20 protein-coding genes and 1 pseudogene are annotated in these 24,811 nt (G+C 73.9%); 11 read left to right on the top strand and 10 right to left on the bottom strand.

Features of this window, described 5'->3' with window-relative positions; translation table 11 throughout:
• Positions 1-114: 114 nt before the first annotated feature.
• Complete coding sequence (locus AB0O11_RS34560; protein WP_363394961.1) at positions 115-609, bottom strand: hypothetical protein; 495 nt, start codon at positions 607-609, stop codon at positions 115-117.
• A 112-nt stretch (positions 610-721) separates the two neighbouring features.
• On the opposite strand from AB0O11_RS34560, the gene AB0O11_RS34555 reads away from it, so the two are divergent.
• Positions 722-1,105 carry a VOC family protein gene (locus tag AB0O11_RS34555; protein ID WP_363394958.1) on the top strand — a complete coding sequence of 128 codons (384 nt, stop codon included), beginning with the start codon at positions 722-724 and terminating at the stop codon, positions 1,103-1,105.
• A 98-nt stretch (positions 1,106-1,203) separates the two neighbouring features.
• Here the strand turns inward: AB0O11_RS34555 and AB0O11_RS34550 are convergent, their stop codons facing one another.
• From AB0O11_RS34550 to AB0O11_RS34540, 3 genes are all read right to left on the bottom strand, one after another.
• Positions 1,204-1,692: a hypothetical protein gene (locus AB0O11_RS34550; protein ID WP_363394956.1), complete on the bottom strand. Its 489-nt coding sequence runs from the start codon at positions 1,690-1,692 to the stop codon at positions 1,204-1,206.
• A 267-nt stretch (positions 1,693-1,959) separates the two neighbouring features.
• A complete protein-coding gene (locus tag AB0O11_RS34545) occupies positions 1,960-3,432 on the bottom strand; it encodes an amino acid permease (protein ID WP_363394954.1) in 1,473 nt (490 codons plus the stop codon).
• Complete coding sequence (locus AB0O11_RS34540) at positions 3,429-4,217, bottom strand: gamma-glutamyl-gamma-aminobutyrate hydrolase family protein (RefSeq protein WP_363394952.1); 789 nt, start codon at positions 4,215-4,217, stop codon at positions 3,429-3,431. Before AB0O11_RS34540 ends, AB0O11_RS34545 begins: the two co-directional genes overlap by 4 nt.
• Positions 4,218-4,273: 56 nt before the next feature.
• Between AB0O11_RS34540 and AB0O11_RS34535 the strand changes: the two genes are divergently transcribed.
• Positions 4,274-5,059, top strand: coding sequence for an FCD domain-containing protein (locus AB0O11_RS34535; protein WP_363394950.1), 786 nt, complete (start codon positions 4,274-4,276; stop codon positions 5,057-5,059).
• 167 nt (positions 5,060-5,226) lie between these two features.
• Here AB0O11_RS34535 and AB0O11_RS34530 read toward each other — a convergent pair whose 3' ends face one another.
• On the bottom strand, positions 5,227-6,102 hold the full coding sequence (locus AB0O11_RS34530; protein WP_363394948.1) for a DUF3592 domain-containing protein: 876 nt from the start codon (positions 6,100-6,102) through the stop codon (positions 5,227-5,229).
• A gap of 23 nt (positions 6,103-6,125) precedes the next feature.
• Positions 6,126-7,229 carry a hypothetical protein gene (locus AB0O11_RS34525; protein WP_363394946.1) on the bottom strand — a complete coding sequence of 368 codons (1,104 nt, stop codon included), beginning with the start codon at positions 7,227-7,229 and terminating at the stop codon, positions 6,126-6,128.
• A 345-nt stretch (positions 7,230-7,574) separates the two neighbouring features.
• Here AB0O11_RS34525 and AB0O11_RS34520 point away from each other — a divergent pair, with 345 nt between their 5' ends.
• The 3 genes from AB0O11_RS34520 (at position 7,575) to AB0O11_RS34510 (ending at position 10,825) form a co-directional block, all read left to right on the top strand.
• The gene (locus AB0O11_RS34520; protein WP_363394944.1) at positions 7,575-8,453 is read left to right on the top strand and encodes a helix-turn-helix transcriptional regulator; all 879 of its coding nucleotides are present in this window, start codon (positions 7,575-7,577) and stop codon (positions 8,451-8,453) included.
• A 105-nt stretch (positions 8,454-8,558) separates the two neighbouring features.
• A complete protein-coding gene (locus tag AB0O11_RS34515) occupies positions 8,559-10,364 on the top strand; it encodes a CocE/NonD family hydrolase C-terminal non-catalytic domain-containing protein (RefSeq protein ID WP_363394942.1) in 1,806 nt (601 codons plus the stop codon).
• Between the two features lie 227 nt (positions 10,365-10,591).
• The gene (locus AB0O11_RS34510) at positions 10,592-10,825 is read left to right on the top strand and encodes a helix-turn-helix transcriptional regulator (protein WP_363394940.1); all 234 of its coding nucleotides are present in this window, start codon (positions 10,592-10,594) and stop codon (positions 10,823-10,825) included.
• 11 nt (positions 10,826-10,836) lie between these two features.
• Here AB0O11_RS34510 and AB0O11_RS34505 read toward each other — a convergent pair whose 3' ends face one another.
• A complete protein-coding gene (locus AB0O11_RS34505; protein WP_363394938.1) occupies positions 10,837-14,019 on the bottom strand; it encodes an EAL domain-containing protein in 3,183 nt (1,060 codons plus the stop codon).
• 163 nt (positions 14,020-14,182) lie between these two features.
• Between AB0O11_RS34505 and AB0O11_RS34500 the strand changes: the two genes are divergently transcribed.
• The 4 genes from AB0O11_RS34500 to AB0O11_RS34485 all read left to right on the top strand — a co-directional run bounded on the left by AB0O11_RS34500 (position 14,183) and on the right by AB0O11_RS34485 (position 20,992).
• Positions 14,183-17,563, top strand: a complete 3,381-nt coding sequence (locus AB0O11_RS34500; RefSeq protein WP_363394936.1) for an amino acid adenylation domain-containing protein — start codon at positions 14,183-14,185, stop codon at positions 17,561-17,563.
• Complete coding sequence (locus AB0O11_RS34495; RefSeq protein WP_363394934.1) at positions 17,560-18,348, top strand: leucyl/phenylalanyl-tRNA--protein transferase; 789 nt, start codon at positions 17,560-17,562, stop codon at positions 18,346-18,348. Before AB0O11_RS34500 ends, AB0O11_RS34495 begins: the two co-directional genes overlap by 4 nt.
• A gap of 78 nt (positions 18,349-18,426) precedes the next feature.
• A complete protein-coding gene (locus AB0O11_RS34490; protein WP_363394932.1) occupies positions 18,427-19,920 on the top strand; it encodes a hypothetical protein in 1,494 nt (497 codons plus the stop codon).
• 304 nt (positions 19,921-20,224) lie between these two features.
• Positions 20,225-20,992, top strand: coding sequence for an HAD family hydrolase (locus tag AB0O11_RS34485; RefSeq protein WP_363394930.1), 768 nt, complete (start codon positions 20,225-20,227; stop codon positions 20,990-20,992).
• A gap of 25 nt (positions 20,993-21,017) precedes the next feature.
• Here AB0O11_RS34485 and AB0O11_RS34480 read toward each other — a convergent pair.
• Positions 21,018-21,356: pseudogene (locus AB0O11_RS34480) on the bottom strand (alpha/beta hydrolase); the annotation flags it as partial.
• A 129-nt stretch (positions 21,357-21,485) separates the two neighbouring features.
• Here AB0O11_RS34480 and AB0O11_RS34475 point away from each other — a divergent pair.
• On the top strand, positions 21,486-21,935 hold the full coding sequence (locus AB0O11_RS34475; RefSeq protein WP_363394928.1) for a nuclear transport factor 2 family protein: 450 nt from the start codon (positions 21,486-21,488) through the stop codon (positions 21,933-21,935).
• Between the two features lie 53 nt (positions 21,936-21,988).
• On the top strand, positions 21,989-22,984 hold the full coding sequence (locus AB0O11_RS34470; RefSeq protein ID WP_363394926.1) for a phosphotransferase: 996 nt from the start codon (positions 21,989-21,991) through the stop codon (positions 22,982-22,984).
• 40 nt (positions 22,985-23,024) lie between these two features.
• On the opposite strand, the gene AB0O11_RS34465 is transcribed toward AB0O11_RS34470, so the two are convergent.
• Both AB0O11_RS34465 and AB0O11_RS34460 read right to left on the bottom strand, forming a co-directional pair.
• Positions 23,025-23,414 (bottom strand): nuclear transport factor 2 family protein, encoded by a 390-nt coding sequence (locus AB0O11_RS34465; protein ID WP_363394924.1) that lies wholly within the window; start codon positions 23,412-23,414, stop codon positions 23,025-23,027.
• Positions 23,415-23,543: 129 nt separating this feature from the next.
• Positions 23,544-24,680 (bottom strand): MFS transporter, encoded by a 1,137-nt coding sequence (locus tag AB0O11_RS34460; protein WP_363394967.1) that lies wholly within the window; start codon positions 24,678-24,680, stop codon positions 23,544-23,546.
• Positions 24,681-24,811: the final 131 nt, after the last annotated feature.

Genomic DNA, 24,811 nt, shown 5'->3' with positions numbered 1-24,811 from the left:
GCATGGACTCCCTCCTCCGCCTTGCGATGCACGCACCCCAACGCCGCCCCGCCCGCCCTCCGGGCGGACGACGGGGGTTTGAAGACGGACCCTAGGCCGTGGCACCGGGCCCGCTCAGCCGAAGCCGACCTCGGTGAAGCGGCAGCCGCCGCGCTCGGCGTCGGACAGGACCGGGGCCGACGTCAGCCGCGGGGCGTCGCGGACGTACTGGCGGAAGCCCGAGGCGCGGAACTTCAGGTCGAAGGAGTGGCCCTGGATGTGCCAGTGCGGCGAATCCCGATGGTCGTCGTCCGGTGCCAGCCGGAGCACGTCGTCGATCTCCAGCTCCGGGGCCATGCCCTTGAAGCCGAGGTCGCCCTCGACGTCCCAGACCTCTTCGAAGACGAGCGTCGCCGGGGCGACCCAGAAGGAGAAGCTCTTCGCGGGCCGGACCGGGGCGACCCAGGCGACGATGTAGTCGAGGTCGAGGAGCAGCCTCGGCAGGATGTCGCCGGTCTGCTGCACGTACAGGCCGTGGACGGTGGCGTCGTGCCAGCCCATCTCCTCGAAGTCGGCGTCGCTCCAGACGCTTTTCGAGAGACCCGACTCCTGGTGGCTTCCACTGTTCATCTCCGTATCCAACCAGGCCGCGCCACGCCGGCCCGCCTCCTCTGCGGGGGGTGTGCGAGGACCTGGCGCAAGTCGGTGGTGGTCGGCACGGGGATCGGGGAGACTCGCGCGCATGGTCTCGGTGTTGCAGAACGTGGCGATCGACTGTGCGGATGCCTATGAGCTGGCCCGGTTCTGGAGCGGGGTGACCGGCCGTCCGCTGGATCCCGACTGCCGGCCGGGCGACCGGGAGACCCAGGTGCTGCCGGCGGAGGGCCCGGTGCTGTACTTCAACCAGGTGCCCGAGGCCAAGGCGGTCAAGAACCGGGTTCACCTGTGTCTGCGGCCCGAGACCTCGCGCGACCAGGAGGTCGAGCGGCTGCTCGGCCTCGGTGCCACCTTCGTCGGCGACCACCGGAACCCCGACGGTTCGGGCTGGGCCGTCCTCGCCGATCCCGAGGGCAACGAGTTCTGCGTGCTGCGCAGTGACTCCGACCGGGCCGCCGCGAACTCCTGACGTCCGCGTAGCGGCGGCGCGCCGCCCCGGCCGGTTTCCCTTCGAGCCGTGGCCCGACCCCGTCGAGGATGCCGGGTACGGCGATGTGGAGTAGGCCGTCACCCGCGAGGACCGGGCCCGGCGGCGCGGGCACCGGGGGTCCGCCGGTGTTCCGGGTGCAGGTGTGGCCAGGCCCCGACGCCCAGGGCCGTCCCGATCCCGAGGAAGGCGCCGACTCCGGCCGGCGCGATCCACCCGGTGATCGGTGTTCCCGCGCTGCCGTCGTCCCCGGTGAGGGCGAGCAGCGCGGTCAGGAGGCCGTAGGGGATCAGCAGGGTTCCTGCGCAGGCCAGGACGAGCAGCGGCCGCCGGGGGAGCTTCCGCCCCCACGGCCGGACGAGTGCGCAGGCCAGGGCCAGTCCCGTCAGCGCGAGGACGGCGGTGAAGTCGACGCCGTGCCGTTCGAGCCACACCAGTGCGTCGGGCGCACCGTTGCGGGTGAACTCGCCCGCGATGTCGAACCCGTCGGCGAGGCCGGCCCTGCCGCCCGCTGCCCAGTAGGTCTTGACGGCGATGTACGGGACGGCGGCAGCGATGCCCAGTGCCACGGTCCTTCGTGCTGCCGCCGGTGTCGGTGCGTACACCTTGTCCCCTCCTGTGTCCTCGCCCGGCAGCGGGTGCTGCCGAGTGGTTCCACAGTGCTCGGCCCGGAGAGCCGGGTCGTCCTTCCCGGGGCGCGGTTCCAGGGCGACCCGTCCCTCGCACGGGGGAGCGGGAAGTCGGACCGGCCGACTTCCCACTCCCCGTGGTCCAGGGCCCGGACGGCCGGCGGCACCCGGACGCCCGCGGCCGGTGACCCGAGGACCGGAGGCCGCTCAGTTCGACGGCGTCGGACGCCTTCGCTGCAGCCACAGACCGGCCAGGGCCACCGCCGCGGTGAGCGCCAGCGCCAGCACGGCATCGGTTCGCGATTCCTGGAGGGCGATCATCACCGCGTACAGCGCGAGGAGCGCGATCAGCGTCGCCCAGGTGAGCACCGGGAACAGCCAGACGCCGGTGCCGGGGACGGGGAGGCGCCCTTCGGCGCGGTCGCGACGGCCGAGCACCAGGTGGGCCGCGGCGATGCCGATCCAGGTGACGTAGACGGTGTCACCGGTGACGTCGACGAGTCGGCTGAAAGCGGTCGTGGGGTGGAAGACCTGGAGGAGCAGGCAGAGCGCCGCGATCGAGGCGGTGAACAGGATGGCCGCGTGCGGCGCCCCGTGCCGGGAGACGCGGGCGAAGACGGACGGGGCGTCGCGGTCCCGGGCCAGCGCGAACAGCATCCGGGAGCTGGCGTAGACCTGGGAGTTCATCGTGGAGAGCATCGCCGCGAACAGCACGATGTTCAGCACGGTGGACGCCTCGTGCAGACCGAGGTGGCTGAGGGTGGCGGCGAACGGGCTCTCGCCCACGGCGGCGCTGTCCCAGGGCAGGAGCAGGACGACCACGGCCAGCGAGCCGAGGTAGAAGACGGTGACCCGCCACAGGATGGTCCGGGTGCTCTTGCGGATCGCGGTGGCGGCGTCCTGGGCCTCGCCGGCGGCGATGGTCACGATCTCGGTGCCGGAGAAGGAGAACATCGCACCCGAGGTGGCGATGACGACGCCGCTGAATCCCATGGGGAGGAAGCCTCCGTGGTCCAGCAGGTTCCCGGTGCCGGGCGCGGGCGTACCCGGCAGCAGGCCGGCGACCGCGACGATGCCGACGGCGATGAACAGCGCGATCACCGCGACCTTGACCCACACGACCCAGAATTCCATCTCGCCGTAGGCGCGCACGGAGCCGAGGTTGACCGCGGTCACCACGCCGACCAGCACCAGGGCGACCAGCCAGACCGGGAGCGCCGGCAGCCAGCCGTTCACGATCCGCGCGGCCGCGATGGCGTCGATGCACAGTCCCAGGGGCCAGCCGACCCAGTAGATCCAGCCGCTGGTGAACCCCGCCCAGCGGCCGAAGGCCAGCCGGCCGTACACGGCGAAGGCGCCGGTGTCGGGGCGGGTCACGGACATCTCGGCGAGCATCCGCATGATGAGCACGACGATGGCGGCCGTGAGGGCGTAGGCGATCAGGACGCCCGGGCCCGCCTGCTGGATGCTCACCCCGGAGCCGACGAAGAGCCCGGCGCCCACCGCGCCACCGATGCTGATCATGGTCATGTGGCGGCTGAGGAGGCCCTGGGTCAGCTGGGCCCCGCCACCCGTGGCGGTCGGGTCGTCCGCCGTTCGGCCCCCGGCCACCGCCGTTCGGCCGCCCCTGTCGCTGTCGTGCGGCACGCTGGTCCCCACTCTTCCGTCTGCGTCGTTCACGACTGCGGCTCCGCTCTCCGCTGGGCGTGCACCTGGGTCAGCAGCGCGCGGAACAGCGGCAGCCGCAGCTCGGGGTCGGGCACGAAGGCCTCGGGGTGCCACTGGACGCCGACGGTCCAGGCCGTCGGGGCGGGGGCCTGGGGGTCGGCGAACGCCTCGACGGCTTCCACGCATCCGTCCTCGGCGCGGGCCGAGACCCGCAGTCCGTCGCCCACCCGGTCAACCGCCTGGTGGTGACCGGACGCCACCGGCATCCGGTCGCGTCGGAACACCTCGGCCAGCGCGCTGTCGGCCGACAGTGCGACCTCGTGGACGGCCCACTCGTCCCCGGGCGCCGCGTCGTGCGCGACGGAGGTCTCCGGCAGGTCGAGGTGGAGGGTCCCCCCGCGGATGATGTTGAGCAGTTGCATGCCGCGGCAGATGCCGAGCAGCGGCCGCCGGTGCTCCAGGGCGTACCGGATGACGGCGGCGTCGAGCCGGTCCTGTGCGGGGTTGACGTCGTACAGCGCCGGGTGGGCCGGATCGGCTCCGTACAGCGCCGGATCGACGTCCCCTCCGCCGGGCACCACGAAGCCGCGGCAGTGGGCGAGTTGCGCGTCCAGCGCGTTCTCGTCGGAGTGCGGCCGGACCAGGACGGGCTCGGCGCCGGCTGCCCGGACCAGTGCGACGACGTCGTCGAAGATGCGGTTCGCCTCGCCGATGCGATGGTCGGCGCCCGGCGCGCCGGCATCGCTGAGGCGTACGGGTATCCCGATGAGGGGTGCCGGGTGCTCGGTGAGGCTCATGGTTCTCCTGCGATCACAGCTTGCGGATGAGATGCGAAATCTAGAAGATAGATTTCATGGATGACAAGGGGTGGACGCAACACATCTCGCCGGTACGGTCGGCCGGGGCCGCGGAGGCCATCGCGCGCCGGCTCGGCGAGCTGATCGGCGCGCGGATCCTCGTCGGCGGCGACCGCCTGCTCCCCGAGAAGGGCCTTGCCGAGCTGTTCGGGGTCGCCGTGATGACCATCCGCCACTCGATGGCGGTGCTGCGGGAGGACGGCCTGATCGAGACTCGGCGCGGCCACGGGGCCGGCACCTACGTCGTCCCCGACGTCCTCTCCCGGATCGGAGAGCTGACAGCCCTCCACCCGTACACCCTGGCCGGCATCGAGGAGTTGACGGCCTGGCGGATCGCGGTGTCGGGGGAGGCCTCCGCCCGGGCTGCCCGCAGGGCCTCGGAAGCGGGACTGGCCAGGCTGCGCGAACTCGAGTCCGCTGCCGACGCGGCGGTCGCCGACCCGGAGGCGTACCGCACGGCGGACGCCGGACTCCACCTTCACATTGCCGAACTCTCCGGCTCCAGAAGGCTGCTGGAAGCCGAACAGGGCATCCAGCACGAACTGACCCGACTGCTGGCCGGCCACCCCGGCGGCCCGGAGGCCCGGAGCATGCCCGACCAGCGGCACCGCGCCCTCGCCGCGGCGATCGAGGCCCGCGACCCGGCGCGGGCCCGCGAGCAGTTCACGGTCCACGCCGAGGCCACAGCCGACCTGTGCCTCCCCTTCGTCCAGCAGCCGTCCGGGCCCGCCCTGCCCGTCATGCCTCCGGAGCGGACCCGCTCGACGACCGCTCGCCGCTGACCATCCCGCATACGCCTCTCGGCTCGACGCTCGATCCCGCCCCCGTCATCCGACCTGCCGAGACGTCCTGATCCGGGGAGTCGTCCTGCGGTCGGCGAGCGGGAGGACCGGACGGACCTCCCCTCAACGGCCCACCGCCTCGACGGCGGCGGGCCGTCGGCGTGTCGTCAACCCGCCGAGGACAAGAGCAAGACCACTCCCGCGACCGCCGCCGCCCCCGTGACGACGAGGGCCGCGACCGCACAGCCGAGATTCCCCTGCCCGGACCGGCGTTCGGCCGCGAGGTCCGGCGTGAAGTCGGCCGGGTCGGTGGGCGAGTAGTGGACCGTGACGTCCTGGCCGTACAGGACGGCGTTGTCGGGCAGGCCCGAGGGGTAGTAGGCGGTGACGGCCGCGCCTTCGTGAGTGGTGAAGGCGACGACGGGCGTCCGGCTGCTCCGGAGGTCGCCGTCCTCGTCGGTCTCGACGGTCTTGAGGACGGCGATGACGCGCCCCGGGACGGGTGTCGCGGCGGCCAGCGTGTCCAGACGGCCTCTGGTGCGTTGCCTTTCCCCGGGCAGGTGGAAGGCGGTGAGGACGGCGAGCGGCCCGCAGACCGCGACCAGGGCCCACGGCCAGCCCCAGTCGATCGCGGCGACGACCACCAGCCCGACGTAGATCAGGAACACCGCGGAGTTCGGCCAGCCGAGCCCGCGGCGGCCCGCCTGGAGGTCGTTGGCGAACCGGAAGGCGTGCGGTCTCCCGGGCGGGTAGCGGACTCCGACCTCCCGGCCCACCCAGGCCGTGGTGATCCGGTCGCCGGTCTCGCCGTCGTTCGTGACGACGAACTCCTCGCCGGTGGAAGGGTCCCGGAAGCGGACGACCACCGCTATCCCATCCCTCTGGGAGCTCCCGTTCCGGGGCTCCCGCACCCGTTCGATCCGCCCCGTCACCCGGACCGTCCGCTGCGCCTTGGTCACGCCGGCCAGCGACCGCCCGTACCCGACCAGCGCCACGGCGCCGAACACCCCGCACCACAGCGCCAGAATTCCGTGCCAGCTCATGTGCGCCCGCTCCTGTCCGTGGTTCAGCGTGCCGAGGTGCGTCGCAGCACCCGGCCCTGTCCGTCCGCCTCCAGCACGACGGTGCTCTCGGGCCCGGTCACGCTGACCGTGATGGTGACGGAGCCGTTGGTGCGGAGGGCGGTGATGCTCCAGGTCTGCGGGGCGTGGACACCGAGGGTGGTTCCGGCCTCCTCGACCAGGGTGGGGAACCGCTCGTAGGGCAGCGACATCGGATCGAACTCCAGGGCCTTCGCGTCGGCTGAGGAGAACGTCACCACCAGCAGGCTGTCCGTCACGTGCAGGGTGGTCACCGGGCCGGATTCGCCGTTGCGCGTCAGTGAGCTGACGGACCGGCTCAACTCCCCGTCGCCGAGGAAGGACTGTCCGGGGCCGAGCACGATGGTGCCGGACCCGGCCGTCACCACCTTGGTCGACCACGACGAGGAGGCCGAGGCGGAGACCGAGTGCTTCGCGGACGGGGTCGGCGGGTCGGCAGCTTCCCGCTCGAACAGGTCCACGCGGAACAGGAGGACGACGGCCGCCGCGCCGAGCAGGAAGCCGAGGAGTCCGACGAAACCGACGCCACGGGCCTCGGGAGGTGCGCTCACCCTGACCGGCCCGGGCGCCGAGTCGAGCCGCGCCCCGGCCGCCCGCTCCTCCCACTGCGGAGTCGGTCGCTTCACGATCCTCACCAGCCACGGCCGGTCCGGCGGGTACCGGACCACCAGGACACCGCGCGGCCGGTAGTCGGGGAGGTCGGCGACGTTGATGTCCTGCGTGAACTCCACCCGGAACGCGGGCCCGTCGTCCGGCACGACGGTGAGGTCGAACCGCACCGACCGGTCGGTCACCTCACCCTCGGGGACGTTCAGGCTCTCGACCGTCGCGAGCGCCGTACGCGGAACGACGGCCGCCTCCCTCGCCCGCCGCGGCCAGCCGGCGAGGAGGAGCAGCAGGCCGTAGACGATGGGAATGCCCAGGCCGGCGATGAGCATCGGCACCTTCTCGATGACGACGCCGACGACCATCGTGGCGAGCGATCCTCCGATCACGCCACCCGTCAGGAAACTACGGGCGAGCGCGATCGGCGTGTTGCGCCGGGGCGGCGCACCGGTGGTGATCGTCATACCGGTGATTGTGCCGGGCGGGGCCGACGGCCGACAGACTGCGGAGCCAACACGTTTGCGCCGTCCCGGTGAACCGCCGGGCGCCGTCGCGCCGACCCGTGTGCTGCCCGTCCAACCACCTTGCCCTGCGCCCGACTTCGCGGCGGATCGAGATCCCTGGGTCCTCGCGTTCCCGGCCGGCCCGCCGCGCCGCGCGACGGGCCGGCGACGGGCTTTCCAACTCGTCCGCACCAGGCTGCCATCGGCTCGGAAGCGGCAGCCGCGCGCGGTTACGCTTCTCGGCACGAACCGCGCGGGAAGTGTCCGGTTCAGCCGAATCCAGGCAGGTGAACCATGCCCCCAGTCATGCCGTCCAGCAGCGCGCAAGCGGCCCGGAAGGAAGTCGCCGACCGACTCCGGGAACTGTGCCGCGATGCCGGGATCAACGGGCGCGAACTGGCCCACCAGGCCGGCTGGCACCCCTCCAAGTCCTCCCGGATCATCAACGCGTTGACCTCGCCCTCCGACGAGGACATCCGTACCTGGTGCCGGCTCTGCGGGGCGGAGGAGCAGTCGGCGGACCTCATCGCCGCGACGCGGTCCGCCGAGTCGATGTACGTGGAGTGGCGGCGGCTCCAGCGCACCGGGCTCACACGGTTGCAGAACTCCTACGTGCCGCTGTTCGAGCGCACCGAGGTGTTCCGGGTCTACAGCTCCTCCCTCGTTCCCGGCTTCCTGCAGAGCCGGGACTACGCAACGGCGTTGCTGTCCGCCGTCACCCGCTTCCACGGAACCCCCGACGACGTCGCCGACGCGGTCGAGGCCCGGCTCGCCCGCTCGCGCACCGTCCGGGAGGGCAAGCGGCGGTTCGCCCTGCTGGTGGAGGAGCCGGTCCTCCGCCACCGCATCGGCGACATCGGCACGATGCGCGGGCAGCTCGGCGACCTGCTGGCCGCGACCTCCCTGCCCGCCGTCTCCCTGGGGATCATCCCGGCCGGCGCGGCGCGGGAGGTGTGGCCGCTGGAGACCTTCAGCGTCTACGACAGCGAGCAGGTGGAGGTGGAGACCCTCACGGCGAGCCTGACCGTCACCCGGCCGCGCGAGATCGCCCACTACCTCGACGCCTTCGAGAAGCTGTCCGCGACGGCCGTGTACGGCGACCGCGCCCGGGCGCTGATCGCCTCGGCGGTCGATGCGCTCGGGCGCCGCGGTGACTGCCACGGATCGGCGGTCGGCAGGGGATGATGCCCGTGAACCACCTATCCGAGCGAATCTGACGACCCATCAGTTAAGGTCCGGTCACTCCGGACCATGATGCGGTCAGTATCCGTCACGGAAAGGGTGGTTCGCATGACCAGCTTCAATGGAGAGCCGATCCCGGCGATCACCGAGACCACGCTGGCCGACATCGCCGACAACGGCCTCTGGGGCCCCGGCGCCACCGTCAACCAGGCCGTCATCGACCTCGGCAACGGCCTGCTGGCGGCCGCCCAGGGCATCAAGACCGTCCAGCTCCCGCCGGAGCTGGCCGAGTTGGTGGCCAAGGTGCGGCAGATCGCCGACATCGACGCCACCACGATCACGGTGGAGGACGGCACCCGACTGTCGGCGTTCGCCATCAAGCTGGCCGGCGACGAGCCGCGCCCGGTCGTGATCGTGCCCGCCGGCTGGAGCCCGGTCGGCTGGCTGCCCTTCGTCTACGCCTACTTCAAGCTGGCGCTGCGCGGCTACCACGTGCTGGCCTACACCCCCCGCGGCCTCGGCTACCCGAACTGGATCTCCACCTCCGAGGGGTACGTCGACGTCGCCGGGCCCAAGGACTGGTCCGACGGGTCGGACGTGATCACCTACGCGGAGGGGCGCTTCAGCCCGAGCCGGGTCGGCTTCCTCGGCGAGTCCTACGGCTCCGGGATCAGCCAGCTGGTCGCCGCGCACGACCGCAGGAACCGGGTCGCCGCCGTGGTCGCGCTGAGCACCTGGGGCAACCTGGCCACCAGCCTCTACGCCAACGGCACCCGGCACGTGAAGGCCGTCGAGCTGCTGGTCGGCTTCACCGGCGGCTCGAAGGAGGAGAAGTTCGACGAGGAAACCCGGGACGTCCTCGACAAGTTCGACGAGAACCGCGACCTCGACGACGTGATCGCCTGGGGCAACAAGCGCTCCCCGGAGAGCTGCCTGAAGGAGACCAACGCGCGCGGCATCCCGACCTTCGTCTCCAACACCTGGCACGAGACGCTCTTCCCGGCCGCCTCGGTGGTCGACGTGTTCAACCGGCTCGACGTGCCGAAGCACCTGAACCTGTGGATCGGCGACCACGGCGCGCCCGAGGGCGCGGGCCTGTCCGGCCTGCTGACCCACCTGCCGTTCCCCGGCCTGCGGGAGCCGGTCCAGGAGGCCTACGACTTCCTGGACCACCACCTGCTCGGCGTCGACAACGACGTGCCGAGCCGGAAGCAGGTGAAGAGCCAGGTCATGTTCACCTACCGGACCAAGCCGGCGCTGGGCGGCGGCAACCGGATCACCGAGGCCGCCCGCCGGGAGGAGTGCGACGCGTGGGCGGACGTCACCACCAGCCGCGAGAACTGGTACCTGACGGGGACCAACGGCGACGGTGACGGCGCGCTGGCCGACAAGGCGGCGGCCGACTGGACGCGGAGCTTCACCGTCGGCGAGCTGACCAAGGCCACTGCGGTGGACGAGGTCATGGGGACGGGCCAGAAGGAGTGGACGGGCAACCCCCGGAGGTACGTCCTGGCCGAGTTCGAGCGGGACAACCTGCTGGTCTGGTCGACGGACCCGCTGACCGGGCAGGGCGAGGTGGCCCGCCGCATCCGCGGTGCCGCGGAGGTCCGGCTGACGGTGCGCAGCAGCGGGGAGGCTGCCACCCTGGTGGCCTACCTGTTCGACGTCGCTGAGGACGGCACGGCGCGGATCATCGCGCACGAGCCGTACACCGCGCTCGACCTGACCCCGGGCGTGGACGCCACCGTCAGTTGGAAGCTCCAGCCGGCCGCCTACGACGTGCCGGTCGGTCACCGGCTGACGCTGGTCGTCAACAGCCGTGACGAGCTGTACTCCTTCGCCGCGGTGAACGGCATCGCCACCATCGGCTCGCCGAGCGGGAGCGAGTCCCGGCTGGTGCTGCCGCTCGGCTGATCCGGCAGGTCGACCGCGGCAACAGCCGCGCGGCCGCGCTGCGCCGCGGGGACTCCGACCGGCGCTTCCCGGGGCCGCTCGATCCGGGCCGCGCGAGCTCCCGAGCGCGTGGTGGCGGCAGGCGCAAGCCCCAAGCGGAGGTCAAGGAACCTTGACCTCCGCTTGGGGACCGCCCCTGCCGGCGGCATGTCAGACTGTGCGCCCCGCAGGCCGATGAGGAGAACCCGGTGGATCTGGCGCGCCCCCTGATCGAGGACTTCCCCGCCCACCCGGACGGCGATCCCGCCGAAGCCCTGGCCCGCGCCGTCCGCGCCCGACGTGCCGCCCTCGGCCTCACCCTCCCCGCTCTCGCCGCCCGCGCCGGGCTCCCGGAGACCGACGTCCGGGCCGTCGAGGCGGGGCACGCGGTGCCCACGCTGGCGCTGCTCGCGGTGCTGTCGCGCGCGCTGCGGAAGGAGTGACGAGCGGCCGATCAGGCGGGCTCGTAGGAGGTGCCGCCCACCAGGGCGCGGGCCGTGGGGGAGTCCATGGGGTGGGCGAAGAGGTAGCCCTGGCCGAGCGGGCAGCCCATGCCGGCGAGCAGGTCGCGCTGTTCGGGGTGCTCGATGCCCTCGGCGATGACCTGGACGCCGAGGGTGTCGGCGATCCGGGCGATGCCCTCGACGAGGGCGTACTGCTGGGGCGAGTGGCCGAGGCCGTCGATGAAGGACTTGTCGATCTTGAGCAGGGAGATCGGGAACTCGCGCAGGTAGGACAGCGAGGAGTATCCGGTCCCGAAGTCGTCGATGGCGATGCCGACGCCGAGGCCGGACAGGGTGGCCATGTCGGCGTGGATGCGGTCGTCGCGGCGCAGCAGCACCGACTCGGTGAGCTCCAGGACGAGGGTGTGCGGGTCGATGCCGGAGCCGGCCAGGGCCCGGCGGACCACGTCCACGAAGCCGGCGTCGCGGAACTGGCGGGCGGAGACGTTGACGTTGACCCGCAGCGGCGGCCGGCCGGCGGCCGTACGGACCGCCGAGCTCGCGGCGTGCCAGGCCGCGGCCTCCTGGGCGGCGCGCTCCAGGACCCAGGCGCCGAGCGGGACGATCTGGCCGCTCTCCTCGGCGAGGGCGATGAACTCGTCGGGCAGCACCATTCCGCGCCGGTCCTGCGGCCAGCGGACCAGTGCCTCGAAGGCGACCAGATCACCCGATCGCAGGTCGACGATCGGCTGGTAGTACAGCTGGAAGGCCGACTCCGCGATCGCCGAGTCGAGGTGCTCGTTCAGCTCGTGCCGCTCCACCATCCCGGTCTGGAGGGCCGGCCGGTAGTGGCACCACTGGCGGCGGCCGGCCGCCTTCGCGGAGTAGAGCGCGAGGTCGGCGTGGGTCAGCAGCTCGGCCGCGTCCACGCTGTCCTCGGTGGTCGCCACGCCGATGCTGGCGCTCACCCGGACCGCGCCGGCCTTCAGCTTGAACGGCTCGGCGAACACCGCCAGCACCCCGGCCGCGATGGTGTCCACGTCGGCGGGCCACCTCGCGTCCTCCACCAGGACGGCGAACTCGTCGCCGCCGAGCCGGGCGGCGGTGTCCGAGGCACGCAGCGCGGTGGAGATCCGCAGCGAGACGGCGACCAGCAGCTCGTCGCCGACCGCGTGGCCCTGGGTGTCGTTGACCACCTTGAAATCGTCCAGGTCGATGAAGAGCACCCCGGTGACGGTCCCGCTGCGCTCGCCCCGGGAGAGTGCGTGCCCGACCCGGTCCTGGAACAGCACCCGGTTGGCCAGGCCGGTCAGCGAGTCGTGGAAGGCCCGGTGGGTGAGCTCACGCTCCATCTGCCGCTGCTCGGTCACGTCGCGCAGGGTGAGCACCAGGGCGCCGACGGTCGGGTCCGCGCGCAGGTCGTTGAAGCGGACCTCGGCCTCGATCGGGGTGCGGTCCTGGCACAGCAGCCGCCAGTGCTCGCGCGGCTGCTCGCCCCGGGACTGCTCGGGCGCCTCGCGCATCCGTGCCAGCGCCTTGCCGACCTCCCGGCTGTCCTCGGGCGGGACCAGGTCGGTCAGCAGGGTGCCGGCCAGGTCCGGGCGGCCGAGCACCGTCTCGGCGGACGGCGAGGCGTAGCGCACGCCGTCGTCGGCGTCGATGATCAGGATGACGTCGCTGGCGTTCTGCACCAGGGTGCGGAAGTACAGCTCGCTGTTGCGGCGGGTGACCTCCCGGCTCAGCACCACCCGCTCGACGGCGAGGGCCGCCTGGGCGGCGAGGATCTCCAGCGAGCTCCAGAGGCTGGTCAGCTCCTGCTCGGCGCCGATGACGACGAGCGCGCCGATCAGCGGGTCGCCGGAGGGCCGCTCGGCGAGCGTGAGCGGGCAGACCAGGGCGTACGGCATGCCACCGGGACGGCGGCGGTCGCCCTCGGACCGTGCGGCACCGGGCGGGTCGGCGGCCGTCAGGCCCAGGGACGCCACGGGCAGCAGCAGGGTCTCCCGGGCGGCGGCGAGTTCGAGCACCTGGTCCGACGGTGCAGCGTCCCCCGGCCGTGGTCGGGCGGTGCCGCTCCCGGCGTGCCGGACGTGCGGCACGCCGTCCCCGGTCACCGCGAGCAGGGCGACGTGCCCGGGCTCGGCCGGCATCAGGGCGGAGGAGGCGGCCTGGACGGCGTCCTCGACCTCCTCCACCGTCACGGCCGCGGTCAGCCGGGCGCCCGCCTCGCGCAGCGCCCGTTCGCGGGCGACGGCCTGTCTGCGGGCGGAGACGACCACCGCCAGCCGGGCCAGCACCAGCAGGTAGAGCAGTGCGGAGAAGGCGCCGATCACGCCCGCGTTGCTGGTGTTGCCGGCCAGCGACTCGATGATCAGGATCGCCGGGGCGATCAGCGAGGCGAGGGTGAGCAGCACCAGCCGGGCGGTGCTCAGGTCCGGCTGCTGGGTGGGCACCGGCCGGGTCAGCCCGACCATCGACGGGTGCAGCGCCGCCGCGCCCCAGGCGGTGTAGAACGCGGCCCAGCCGAGTTCGACGGGCGTGCCGATGTGCCAGGTGCCGTGCAGTTGGACCAGCCCGTACAGCACGTCGGAGACCAGGATGCCGAGCGAGCCCACGGCGAGCAGCCGCAGCGGGCGGGACTTGCCGCCGCGTGGGGTCAGCAGGCGCAGCAGCAGGGCGAGCACGACCACGTCGCCGAGCGGGTAGGCGATCGAGACGGCCTTCTGGAACCAGCCGAGGTCCGGGTCCCGGGCGTACGGCAGGATCAGGTAGATCCAGGCGAGCAGGGCCAGACCGATGGTGAGGATGAGTGCGTCGAGCAGCCCGGCGCGGTCCTGACGGGCCGTGCGCCAGCGGATGAAGCCCAGCACGCCCACCGCGTACAGCACGTACTCGGCGAGGTAGAAGGCGTCCGCGACGGACGGGAAGGGGTTGGGCAGGTGCAGGATGTCCAGCTGGACGGCCTGCACCACCTCGCCCACGGTGAAGCTGAGGTTGGCGAGCGCCAGCACGTACCAGAACCGCGCGTGCGCGGGCCGGTTGAGACGGACGCCGACCACGATGGCGGCGACGCCGCCGAGGCCGATGCCCGTCCACCAGATGATCCGCTGGCTCGGATTCGCGTAGTAGATGCCGGTGAACAGCACCATCCAGAGCAGGTAACAGACCATCAGGCGTCGGCGCCGGCGAGTCAACGAGGCTACCTCCTCCGCGACATCACCCCGCCCGTCGGGCAGGGGAGTTCGGGCGGGGGCTGGGCGGGCGAGCCCGTACGGGGCCGACCCGGACGGGGCGGACGAGCGCTTGCGCGCAGCAGTGGGGCGTCCGGCGGGACCGGACGTCCCCGACGAGGCATGAGTGCGTATAGTCGGAAATATCGCACTCCCAAGCATTCTGCCGCCACAGCACGAGGTCAAGCCGGTGGACGACGCAGCAGACAGCGCACGGGGCGTACGAACGGATGCGAGCTCCGGACGTCACGCCGTGGTTCGCAACGACGACGGTCAGTACGCGATCTGGCCCGGGGACTTACCCGTCCCGGCCGGCTGGTGGCAGGTCCACGGGCCGGCCGGGCGGGCCGACTGCCGGGACTGGGTGGAACGCGAGTGGCACCCGGCCGGGCTCGGCTTCCCCGGCGCAACCCCCGTACGGCGGGCGGCGGCCGGAATCGCGGACACGGTGCACGGACTGTTCCGCGCGCGGGCGGCGCACGACCCGCAGGCGATCGCCGTCGTCGCCGACGGCGCCACGCTGAGCTACCGCGAACTCGACCTGCGCAGCAACCGGTTGGCCGCCGCACTGCGGGCGTGCGGGACCGGCCCGGAGCAGGTGGTGCCGGTCTGCCTGGAGCGCGGGACGGGGCTGGTGACTGCCTGGCTGGCCGTGCTCAAAGCGGGCGGGGCCTTCCTGCCACTGGACCCGGCACACCCGCCGCGGCGGCTGGCCCGGCTGGTCGAGGACTGCGGGGCACGGATGGTGGTCGCGGACGGTGACGGGTTCCCCGGGGCCTCCCGGGTGTCCGTGCTCGGGCCGGAGGGCGGCGGGAGCGGGGAGTTCCCGGGCGACGGCAGGGCCGGGGAGTTCCCGGGCGACGACGGCGCCGCCCCGGACGACCTCGCCTACCTGATCTACACCTCCGGCACGACCGGCCGCCCCAAGGGCGTACCGGTCACCCACCGTGCGCTGCGGTTCACCCTCGACCGGATCGTCCGTGCCTACCGGCTGCGCCCGGGCGAGCGCGTCCTGCAACTGGCCGCGCTGGGCACCGACACCGCGCTGGAACAGGTGCTCGGCGCGCTGCTCGCGGGCGCGACGGTGGTGCTGGGCGGCGGGGGCGCGGGCGGCACCTGGGCGCCCACCGAGCTGGCCGGCCGGCTGCCCGGGCTCGGCCTGGCCGTCGCCGACCTCACCCCCGACTACTGGCACCACCTGCTCGACCTGCTCCCGCCCGGCGGACCCGGCCCGCAGGGACTGCGGCTGGTGCTGGTCGGCGGGGACGCCGGGCACGCCGACGACTTCCGCCACTGCCTGGAACGGCTGCCCGGCGCGCGGCTGCTCAACGCGTACGGGGTCACCGAGGCGGCCGTCACCTCGACGCTCTGCGAGGTCACGGCGGAACTGCTCGGCGGGGGAGCGGGCACCTTCACCGCGCCCGTGCCGATCGGACGGCCGCTGCCCGGGGTCCGGGCGTACGTGCTCGACGCCCGGCTGCGTCCCGTCCGGCCCGGGGAGAAGGGGCAGATCCACCTCGGCGGGCCCGGCCTCGCCCGGGGCTACTGGCGGCAGGCCGGGCTCACTGCCGAGTCCTTCCTGCCCGACCCGTACGCGCCGCTGCCCGGCGAGCGGATGTACCGCACCGGCGACGCCGGGCGGTGGCGGGCGGACGGGCAGCTGGAGATCCTCGGGCGGGTCGACGACCAGGTGAAGGTGCGCGGGCACCGGGTGGACCCGGCCGAGACCGAAGCCGTCCTGGCGGCCCACCCGGACGTCCGGCAGGCCCGGGTCGCGGCCGACGGCGAGGCGGCGGACGGCAGCCGAACGCTCACCGCGTACTACACGCTCGCCTCCGGGGCGGCCGGCGGGGCACGGGGGATCCGGGCGTTCCTGGCCGAGCGGCTGCCGGAGTACCTGGTGCCGGCCGAGTTCGTGCCGCTGGAGGAGATGCCGCTCACGGCGGCGGGGAAGATCGACCGGCAGCGGCTGCCGCACGCTCCGGTGCGCCCCCCGGCACCGGCGTCGCCCGCGCCCGAGACCTCCGGTGCGGGAACGGTGGAGGAGGCCGTCGGGCAGCTGTGGGCGGAGCTGCTCGGCGTCGAACACATCGGCCCGGACGGCGACTTCTTCGCGCTCGGCGGCACCTCGCTGCTCGCGATGGAGATACTGGCGCGGGCGCGGATCGTGTTCGGCATCGACGTCGGGCAGGTGCGGACGCTCACCCGGGCGCTGCTGCGCGAGCCCGTCCTGCTCGCCTTCGCGGGGGCGTTGCGGGCGGCGCGGACGGAGGGCCCCGCGGGCGCCGTACGGGATGCCGCCGTCGACTGGTCCGCGGAGGCCCGGCTCACCGAGGACCTCCGGCAGTCCTGGAGCCCGGCGCCCTCCCGTGCCGACCCCGCCGAGATCCTGCTCACCGGCGCCACCGGCTTCTGCGGCGCCCACCTGCTGCACGCGCTGCTCGCCACCACCCGGGCGCGCATCCACTGCCTGGTCCGCGCGCCCGACGAGGAGCACGCGCTGGAACGGCTGCGGGCGGCGCGGCAGCGCTTCCTGCGGCGCGACCTCGGCGACCGGCGGGTGGTGCCGCTGGTCGGCGACCTCACCCGGCCGCGGCTCGGCCTGACGGACCGCCGGTTCGACTGGCTGGCCGGGCACCTGGACGCGATCCACCACCTGGCCGGGCAGGTCAACTTCCTCTACCCGTACCACCAGCTGCGGCAGGTCAACGTCGGCGGCACCCGGGAGGTCGTCCGGCTCGCCGGACACAGCCGGGGCATCCCCGTGCACTACCTCTCCACCCTCGCCGTGCTGGCCGGCTTCGGTGCGGCCGGTGTCGTGCAGGTCGCCGAGCGGACCCCGCTCGCCCACCCGGAACGGCTCGGCGTCGGCTACGTCGAGAGCAAGTGGGTCGCCGAGCAGCTGCTGCACAACGCGGCCGCCGCCGGACTGCCCGTCACCGTGCTGCGCACCAACGACGTCACCGGGGACCTGGCGGACGGGGTGATGAACACGCGCACCGAACTGTGCGCGCTGATCGCCTACCTGGTCGACAGCGGAACCTGTCCGGACGTGCAGTTGCTGCTCGACTTCGTCCCCGCCGACCGCTTCGCCCGCGCCATCGCCCACATCGCCGCCCGCGCGCCCGCCGCCGGCGAGGTCTACCACCTCACCTCCCCGTGGCCGGGCGTCCTCGCCGACCTGGCCGAGCGGCTGCGGGTTCGCGGCCACCGGATCGCCCGACTGCCCTACGGGGAATGGGTGCAGCGGCTGGTCCGGTTCGCGTCCGGGAACCCGGCGCACCCGATCGCGCCGTTCGTCCCGCTGTTCGTGGACCGCGCGCCGGGGACGGCGCTGTCGATCAGCGAGATGTACTTCCGGCCGACGTTCCCGCTGTTCGATCGGGCGAACGCGGAGGCGGCACTGGCCGGGAGCGGGATCGAACTGCCGCCGGTGGATGCGGGGTTGATCGACCACTACCTGGCGGGGCTGGAACGGGAGGGCTTCCTGCGGGCGGCACCGCCGTGAGCTCCTTCGCCGCCGCCCTGGGCGCGCTGGACGTACGACGCGGCCACGGTGACGGCCCGGTGGCCTTCGGCGGCACGCTCGGAGCCGAGGAGTTGCTGGCGGCGTACCGGCGCGGACTGTTCCCGCTGCCGGCCGCGGACGTGTACGCGAGCGCGTACAACGAGGCGCTGTACGGCGAGGCCGTCGAGGCGGGCGAGGTGGCGCTGCTGCCCGGCGGGGCGGACCCGTACGCGCTGGCCTGGTGGTCGCCGGACCCGCGGCCGGTGATCGCGCCCGACGGCGTGCGGCTCGGGAGCCGGCTGGCGCGGCGGCTGCGCAATCGGTCCTCCTGGTGGACGAGCGCCGACCGGGCCTTCGGGCGGGTGCTGGAGGCGTGCACCGAGGGGCGGCAACCCGTCTGGCTCACCGAGGAGTTGGCGGCGGCGCTGATGCGGCTGCACGAGCAGGGGGCGGCGCACAGCGGGGAGGTGTGGGAGGGGGAGGAGCTGATCGGCGGGGTGTTCGGGGTCGCGGTCGGTCCGGTGCTGAGCCTGGACTCGATGTTCCACCGCCGCCCGGACGCCGCCCGGGTCGCCGTCGCCGACCTCGGGGCGCGGTTCGGTGCGGCGGGCGGGCGGCTGCTCGATGCCCAGTGGGACGGGCCGCACGTGCGGAGCCTGGGGGCCGAGCCGATGGCGCGCTCGCGGTACCTCGCGGAGCTGTCCGGCGAGGGCGGGGGCGGGGGTGGGGTCGGAGTGCCGGATGGGGCGCCGCTGCCGGCGGCGCGGCTGGGCCGACCGGGCTGACCTGCGGTGAAACCTGCCCGGGCAGGCGGGTTTGCCCGCCTTCGACAAACTTATTCCTCGTCAGTAACATGACGTGGCGTGTTCAAAAACTCCATAGGCAGGGCCGCCGGCCCCGCCGTCCTCACCCTCGTCCTCGCCGGGGCCGCCGCGTGCGGGCCGACCGGCTCCGGCAGCTCCCAGGCCGGTGCCGCACCGGCCGCCGCCACCGTCGCCGACCCGGCCGCGACCGCCGCCGGAGGCAGCCCGGCCGCCGCCCCGCCCGCCGGGAGCGCCCCGCGCGCCAAGGCGGGCAGCCCCGCCGCCGGCCGTCCGACCCCGGGCAAGGCACCCGTCACCGCCGCGCCCGCCGGGGACCGGCAGGCCGCGATCGGCAGTCCGGGCAAGGACGGTGGCGCCGTCACGGCGGCGACCAAGAACCTCCAGCTGACGGCCTACGACCCGGCGGGCGGAACGGCGGTGCTGTCCGCGGTGGGGCCGGCCTCCACGGCTTCGGCCTCGCCCAGCGCCGTTCCCACGGCCACTGCCGCCGTCCAGCCCGGGCAGCTGATCGCCAGCCCGCCCACCGCCGCAGCACCGCAGGGCGCGCTGGTCGCCGTCACCGGCGTCCGCCCCGGCGCGGGCAACACGCTCGCCCTGACCACCCGTCCGGCCACCCTGGCCGAACTCCTCGGCGGTACCGAGGCCGACGGCAACGTCCCCGTCGACCCGCACGGCATCACGGTGACCCCGCTGGTCAAGGACCTCAAGGCGAGCGCCGGCCTGACCGGCGACGGCGTGCAGGCCGACGCCTCCGGCACCCTGGAGGTGAACCTCAAGGCCCCCGTCCCGCTGCCCGACGGCGCGAGCCTCGACGCTTCCGGCTCGCTCCGGCTCCACCCCGCCGTCCACTTCGCCTACCACGGTGCGGCGGCCGGCAGCCCGCGCACCGCCTCGATCGGCTTCGACCTCGGCGCCCACGCCCAGTGGAAGGTCACCGGCGACGCCGCCCGCAGCACCGGCGCGGCGCCCGTCCGGGTGCCCTTCGCCAAGCTGCAGGCCAGCCCGGTGCTGACCGTCGCCGGCCTGCCCGTGGTCGTCAACCTCGGTCTCACCTGCTACCTGGAGGTCAGCGCCGACGGCCAGGTCCACCTGGAGGCGGAGCAGGACGCCACCGGTACCTGGGCGGTGCGCGCCGACTACACCGGCGGCAAGGGCTGGACCCCGGTCACCAGCGCCGAGACCAAGGTCACCCCGGTGCACGTGCGGCTCAACGGCAAGGCGGGCGTGCGGGCCGCGCTCGGCGCCGAGATCAGCCTCGGCCTGTACGACACCGTCGGCGTGGAGACCACCGTCGCCCCCTACCTGCGCGCCCAGGCCGAGGGCTCGCTGACCGTCGACTCCTCCGGCAACCCTCCGCAGGTGCAGGGCAGTTGGTCGCTGGTCGGCGGCGTCGACCTGAGCGGCTCGCTGCTCGCCCACCTGAAGGTCTTCGGCACCCCGATCATCGAGGGCAAGCTGCCGTTGCCGCCGTTCCACCGGGAGTGGCCGCTGCTCGCGGGCTCGGCGGCGCTGCCGTCACCGCGGCACAGCTGATTCCTCGCCATCCTGTGGGCCCCTCGCCGGAGTTGTCCGGCCGAGGGGCCCTCGTCGTGGCGAGGCCCGGACCGGCGGAAGGGGGGAGCGGGGGCGGGAAACAGGCGTCGGGTGCTCGGCGGCGCACACCCTGGACCGGCCGGACGTCGCTGGTCCAGGCGTTGCCGTCCCACCAGTGCTCGTGGCCGGGGGCGCTGCCGGGGCCGGACTGAGCGCTGCGGTCGTGGCGGCACCGGTGACGGCGCCCTCGGGGACGGCGACGGGCGGTGGATCGTGTACGGGACCGGCTGGATACCATCGCCCGGTGATCACTTCCAGCGCCCGCACCACGGTCTTCGACATCGACGGCACGCTCTGCTTCGACGGGCGGACGATCGACCGCCGGATCCTCGCCGCCCTCGACGCCTGCGAGCGCGCCGGCCACCAGCTGGTCTTCGCCTCCGCCCGGCCGGTCCGCGACCTCCTGCCCGTCCTCGACGGGGCCTTCCCCACCGCCATGCTGATCGGCGGGAACGGCAGCCTGGTCTCCGTCGACGGCCAGGTGCAGGCGCGGGCCGCGTTCGAGGCCGGCGAACTCGGCCGGCTGCTGGCCGAGGCCGAGCGGTTCCGGGCGGGCTACCTCGCCGACGGGCCGTGGGACTACGCCTACACCGGACCGGCCGACCACCCGATCCGCGGCCGGGTCGACCAGGGCGGCCTCGCCCGCCGGGTGGAACTCGCCGAGCTCCCCGCTGTCGTCAAGTTCCTGGTGGTCGACGCGACCGACCTGACGGCCCTCGCCGAGGCCGGCCGCGGGCTCGGGATGACCGTCAACCACCACCTCGACGAGGCGATCATCGACTTCGCCCCGGGCACCACGAACAAGTGGGAGGCGCTGACCTCGCTGGGGATCGACGCGTACAACGCCTTCGGCAACGACATCAACGACCTCGACCTGCTGCGCAACGCGCGGCACTCGGTCCGGGTCGGCACCCACCCGGGCCTGGACGGCGTCGCCCGCGTCACCGTCGCCGCCGAACCGGAGGCCGTCGCCGCCGAGATCTCCAGGCTGGCCGAGGCGCCCGGCCGGTAGCCGCCGGGCGCCGAGAGCGTTCGCGTCAGGCCGAGGCGGCAGCCGAGGTGGTGGCCGGCTCGGCCGACGGGCGGCCGAGGTGGCGGGCGAGGAAGCGGACCGCGCTGTCGGCCTCGAAGCGGGGCAGATCCTTGTGCCGGCCCGCGTTGGCGTGCAGCGTCTTCTCCGTCGAGGCGAAGGCATCGAACGGGGCCAGGCCGGCCTCGCGCGGGATGTGCTCGTCGTCCCACTGGAGGTCGAACTCGACCGGGACGGTGATCCGCGTCGCGTGCTCGACCAGGACGTCCGGCCAGTGCCGGCCGAACACCGCGGCCGTGATCCGGGGCTCGGCCGCCACCAGCGGCACGCCGATCGCGGTGGCCATCTCCTCGGGCGGTGTCACGGGCGACCGAAAGCCAGCAGCCCGGTCACCGCCCCGCCAAGCGGTCTTCCGGCGCCTGGTCAGAGCATGGGACAGTCAGGGGGACGACTGCCGTCCGGCCTTGGGGGGAACATGTCCGCGCCCACCGATCCGGTGCCGAGCCACCGGGCGATCGAGAACCTGATCGCGCGCTACGCCGAACTCGTGGACGACGGCGACTTCGCGGGGCTCGGCGCGCTGTTCGCCGACGCCACCTTCGTCGGCAGCGGCGCACCGGTGCACGGGGGCGAGGCGGTCGAGGCGATGTTCCGGGAAACGTTGATCGTGTACGCCGACGGGACGCCGCGGACCCAGCACGTGACCAGCAACGTGGCCGTCGAGGTCGACGAGCGGGCGGGGACGGCGGTCGCACGCTCGTACGTCACCGTGCTGCAGGCGCTGCCCGAGCTGCCGCTGCAGGCCGTGGCCGCCGGCCGGTACCACGACCGCTTCGCGCGCGGGGAGGACGGGCGGTGGCGGTTCGTGGAACGGCGGGTGCGGATCACCCTGGTCGGCGACGTGAGCCGCCACCTGCGGCGGTAGGGTGCGCCGACCGGGACGGGGAGACGGCCGGGACGGGGAAGGGCGGGGCAGCGGTGCGGGAGCGGTTGGCGGGTGCGGCGCGGGCCGCGCTGGGCGGCGGGCGGCGGCTGGAAACGGCCCAGCGGCTGGCGGGCGGCAGCAAGAAGGGCGTGTACCGGCTGCTGATGGACGACGGGACGACGGCGATCGCCTACCGCTGGGACCGGTCCGAGAACTACTGGCCGGCGGCCGAGGGGGACGAGGACCTCGCCGACCCGTTCTCGCCCGGCCTCGGGCTCGACCTGTTCGAGGCCGCGCACGCACGGCTGGACGCGCTCGGCGTCCGGGTCCCGGCGATCCGGTTCGTCGAGCGCGCCGGGAACCGTGACGGCGGCAGTGCCCCGGGCGCGGCCGACCTCGTGATCGTCGAGGACGTGCCCGGCGAGAACCTGGAGAAGCTGCTCGCCCGCGACCCGCGCGCCGCCGCCCCGGTGCTGGCCCGGCTCGGCGAGGCACTGGGGGCCATGCGAGGCCACCGCGCGTCCGGTTACGGGAAGGTGGCGGTGGTCGACGGGGGAGGAGCGTCGCACGGGCCGTCGTGCGAGGGCGTCGTACTGGACCGCGCGCTGCGCGACCTCGCGGAGGCGGCAGCGCGCGATCCCCGGATCGCGGGAGCCCGGGACCGGTTCGCCGAACGGCTGCGGGGCCTGGCGGCGGCGGTGCGGCCGCGCGCGGAGTACGCGCTGGTGCACGGCGAACTGGGGCCCGACCACGTGCTGGTGGACGCGGACGGTCGCCCGGTGCTGATCGACATCGAGGGCGCGATGTACTTCGACGTCGAGTGGGAGCACGTCTTCCTGCGGATCCGCCTGCACGAGGCCGACTACCGGTCGCTGGCGGCCGACGCACTGGACGAGGACCGGCTCGCCCTCTACGCGCTGGCGCAACGCCTCTCGCTGACGGCAGGCCCGCTCCGACTGCTCGACGGGGACTTCCCGGCACGGGAGGCGATGGCCGGCATCGCCGAGTACAACCTGCGGCAGGCGCTGCAACTGCTCGGCGACCGGTAGCCGTTGGAGCCGGGCCGGCCGTCCGCGCGCCGGTCGCGGGTCAACCGGTGAGCTGGGCCCGGAAGACGGCGCTGTTGAAGTACGCCCTGGCCTCCCGGATGAGACCGGTGTCGTCCAGCTCGTAGACGTTGATGCCGGACCAGTTGACCGGCTTGCCGTCCAGGGCGACGGCGGCGCCCCGCCAGGAGACCGCGACGTGGCTGCCGACGGTGTGTGCCTCCAGGGGCGTCAGCCCGAGGAACGGACGGAAGCCGGGCAGGACGGAGGCGATGAAGTCGTGGATCGCGGCGCGCCCGGTGATCGGCGGCGTGCCGACGGGGTCGTGGAAGACGCCGTCCTCGGCGAAGGCCTTCGCCCAGGTGTCGGCGTCGCCTTCCTGGGAGGCGCGGAAGAACTGGAGGACGGCGGGCGGCATGGCCGGGAACGTCATGGCAGATCCTTCGTGTCGTGGTGACGTGCTGTCGTGGTGACGTGGCGACTTGATGAAGTGGTGACTTGGTGGCGTGGCGACTTGGCGACTTCGTGACCCGGGAACCCGGGAACACGGGTGGTCGGGGACTCAGCGGTCGGCCCGGGCCCGCAGAGCGGTCAGGGCGGCGACCGCGGCGAGCGCGATGAGGCCGCACACCCCCGGCCAGCCGAGCTGGGCGTGGAGGCGGATGCCGAGCCAGGAGCCGGCGCTGCCGCCGAGGAACGAGCAGGTCATGTAGGCGGTGTTCAGCCGGCTGCGGGCCTCCGGGCGCAGCGCGAAGATGCGGGCCTGGTTGGCGACCTGGCTGCACTGCACCGCCACGTCCAGCAGCAGGAGGCCCGCGGCCAGTGCGACCAGGCCCGGTGCGCCGCCCGCGCTGCCCGCGGTGAGCACCGCGGCCGCGGCGAGGGTGGCGCCGGTGCACCAGCGGTTCACCCGGTCCGGGCCGTGCCGGTCGACCCGGCGTCCGGCGGCCGTGGCGCAGAACATGCTCGCCGCCCCGATCAGCGCCAACAGGCCCACCGCCTGGGCGCCGAGCCGGTAGTGCGGGCCGGTGAGCAACAGGGCGAGCGCGGTCCAGGCGGCGCTGAAACCGCCGAAGAGGGCGGCCTGGCAGAGCGCGGAGCGGCGCAGGCCCGGCTCGGTGCGCAGCATCCGGACGGTGTCGGCGAGCAGGGCCGGGTACCGGTCGCGGACGGCCGGTGCGGTGCTGGGCAGCGCCAGGCCGAGGACGAGCGCGAGCAGCCCGGTGAGTGCGGCGGCGGCCAGGTACGGGGCGCGCCAGCCGAGTTGCTCACCCAGGACGCCGCCGAAGGTGCGGGCCAGCAGGATGCCGCCGATCAGGCCGCCCTGGAGGGTGCCGATCACGGCGCCGCGCCGGTCGGGCGCGACCAGGCCTGCGGCCAGCGGGAGGAGCAGCTGGGGGACCACCGTGGCCAGGCCGACCACCGCGCCGGCCGCGACCAGCGGACCGGCGGCCGGGGCGAGCCCGGCGGCCAGCAGCGCGCAGCCCGTCACGGCCAGCAGCACGGTGATCAGCGGGCGGCGGGGGAGCCGGTCGCCGAGCGGGACCAGCAGGAAGATCCCTGTGGCGTAGCCGAGTTGGGTGACCGTGGCGACGCTCGCCGCCGTGCCCGGTGCGATGCCGAAGCCGTCGGCGACGAGCGGGGTGAGGGCCTGCGGGAAGTAGACGTTCGCCACGCTGACGCCGCAGGCCAGGGCCATCACCAGCGGCAGCCGTCCGCCCGGCGAGGCGGACTCCGGCTCCGGCGGCACGGGCTCCGGCGGCACGGGCTCGGGCGCTGGTTCCGGCGGGGCGGGCGCGGGCGGGGCGGGCTCCGGCAGGGCAGGCGGAT

It is taken from the genome of Kitasatospora sp. NPDC093102 (genome assembly GCF_040683915.1).
Taxonomy (GTDB): Bacteria; Actinomycetota; Actinomycetes; order Streptomycetales; family Streptomycetaceae; genus Kitasatospora.
This window is presented reverse-complemented; position numbering and strand designations above follow the sequence as displayed.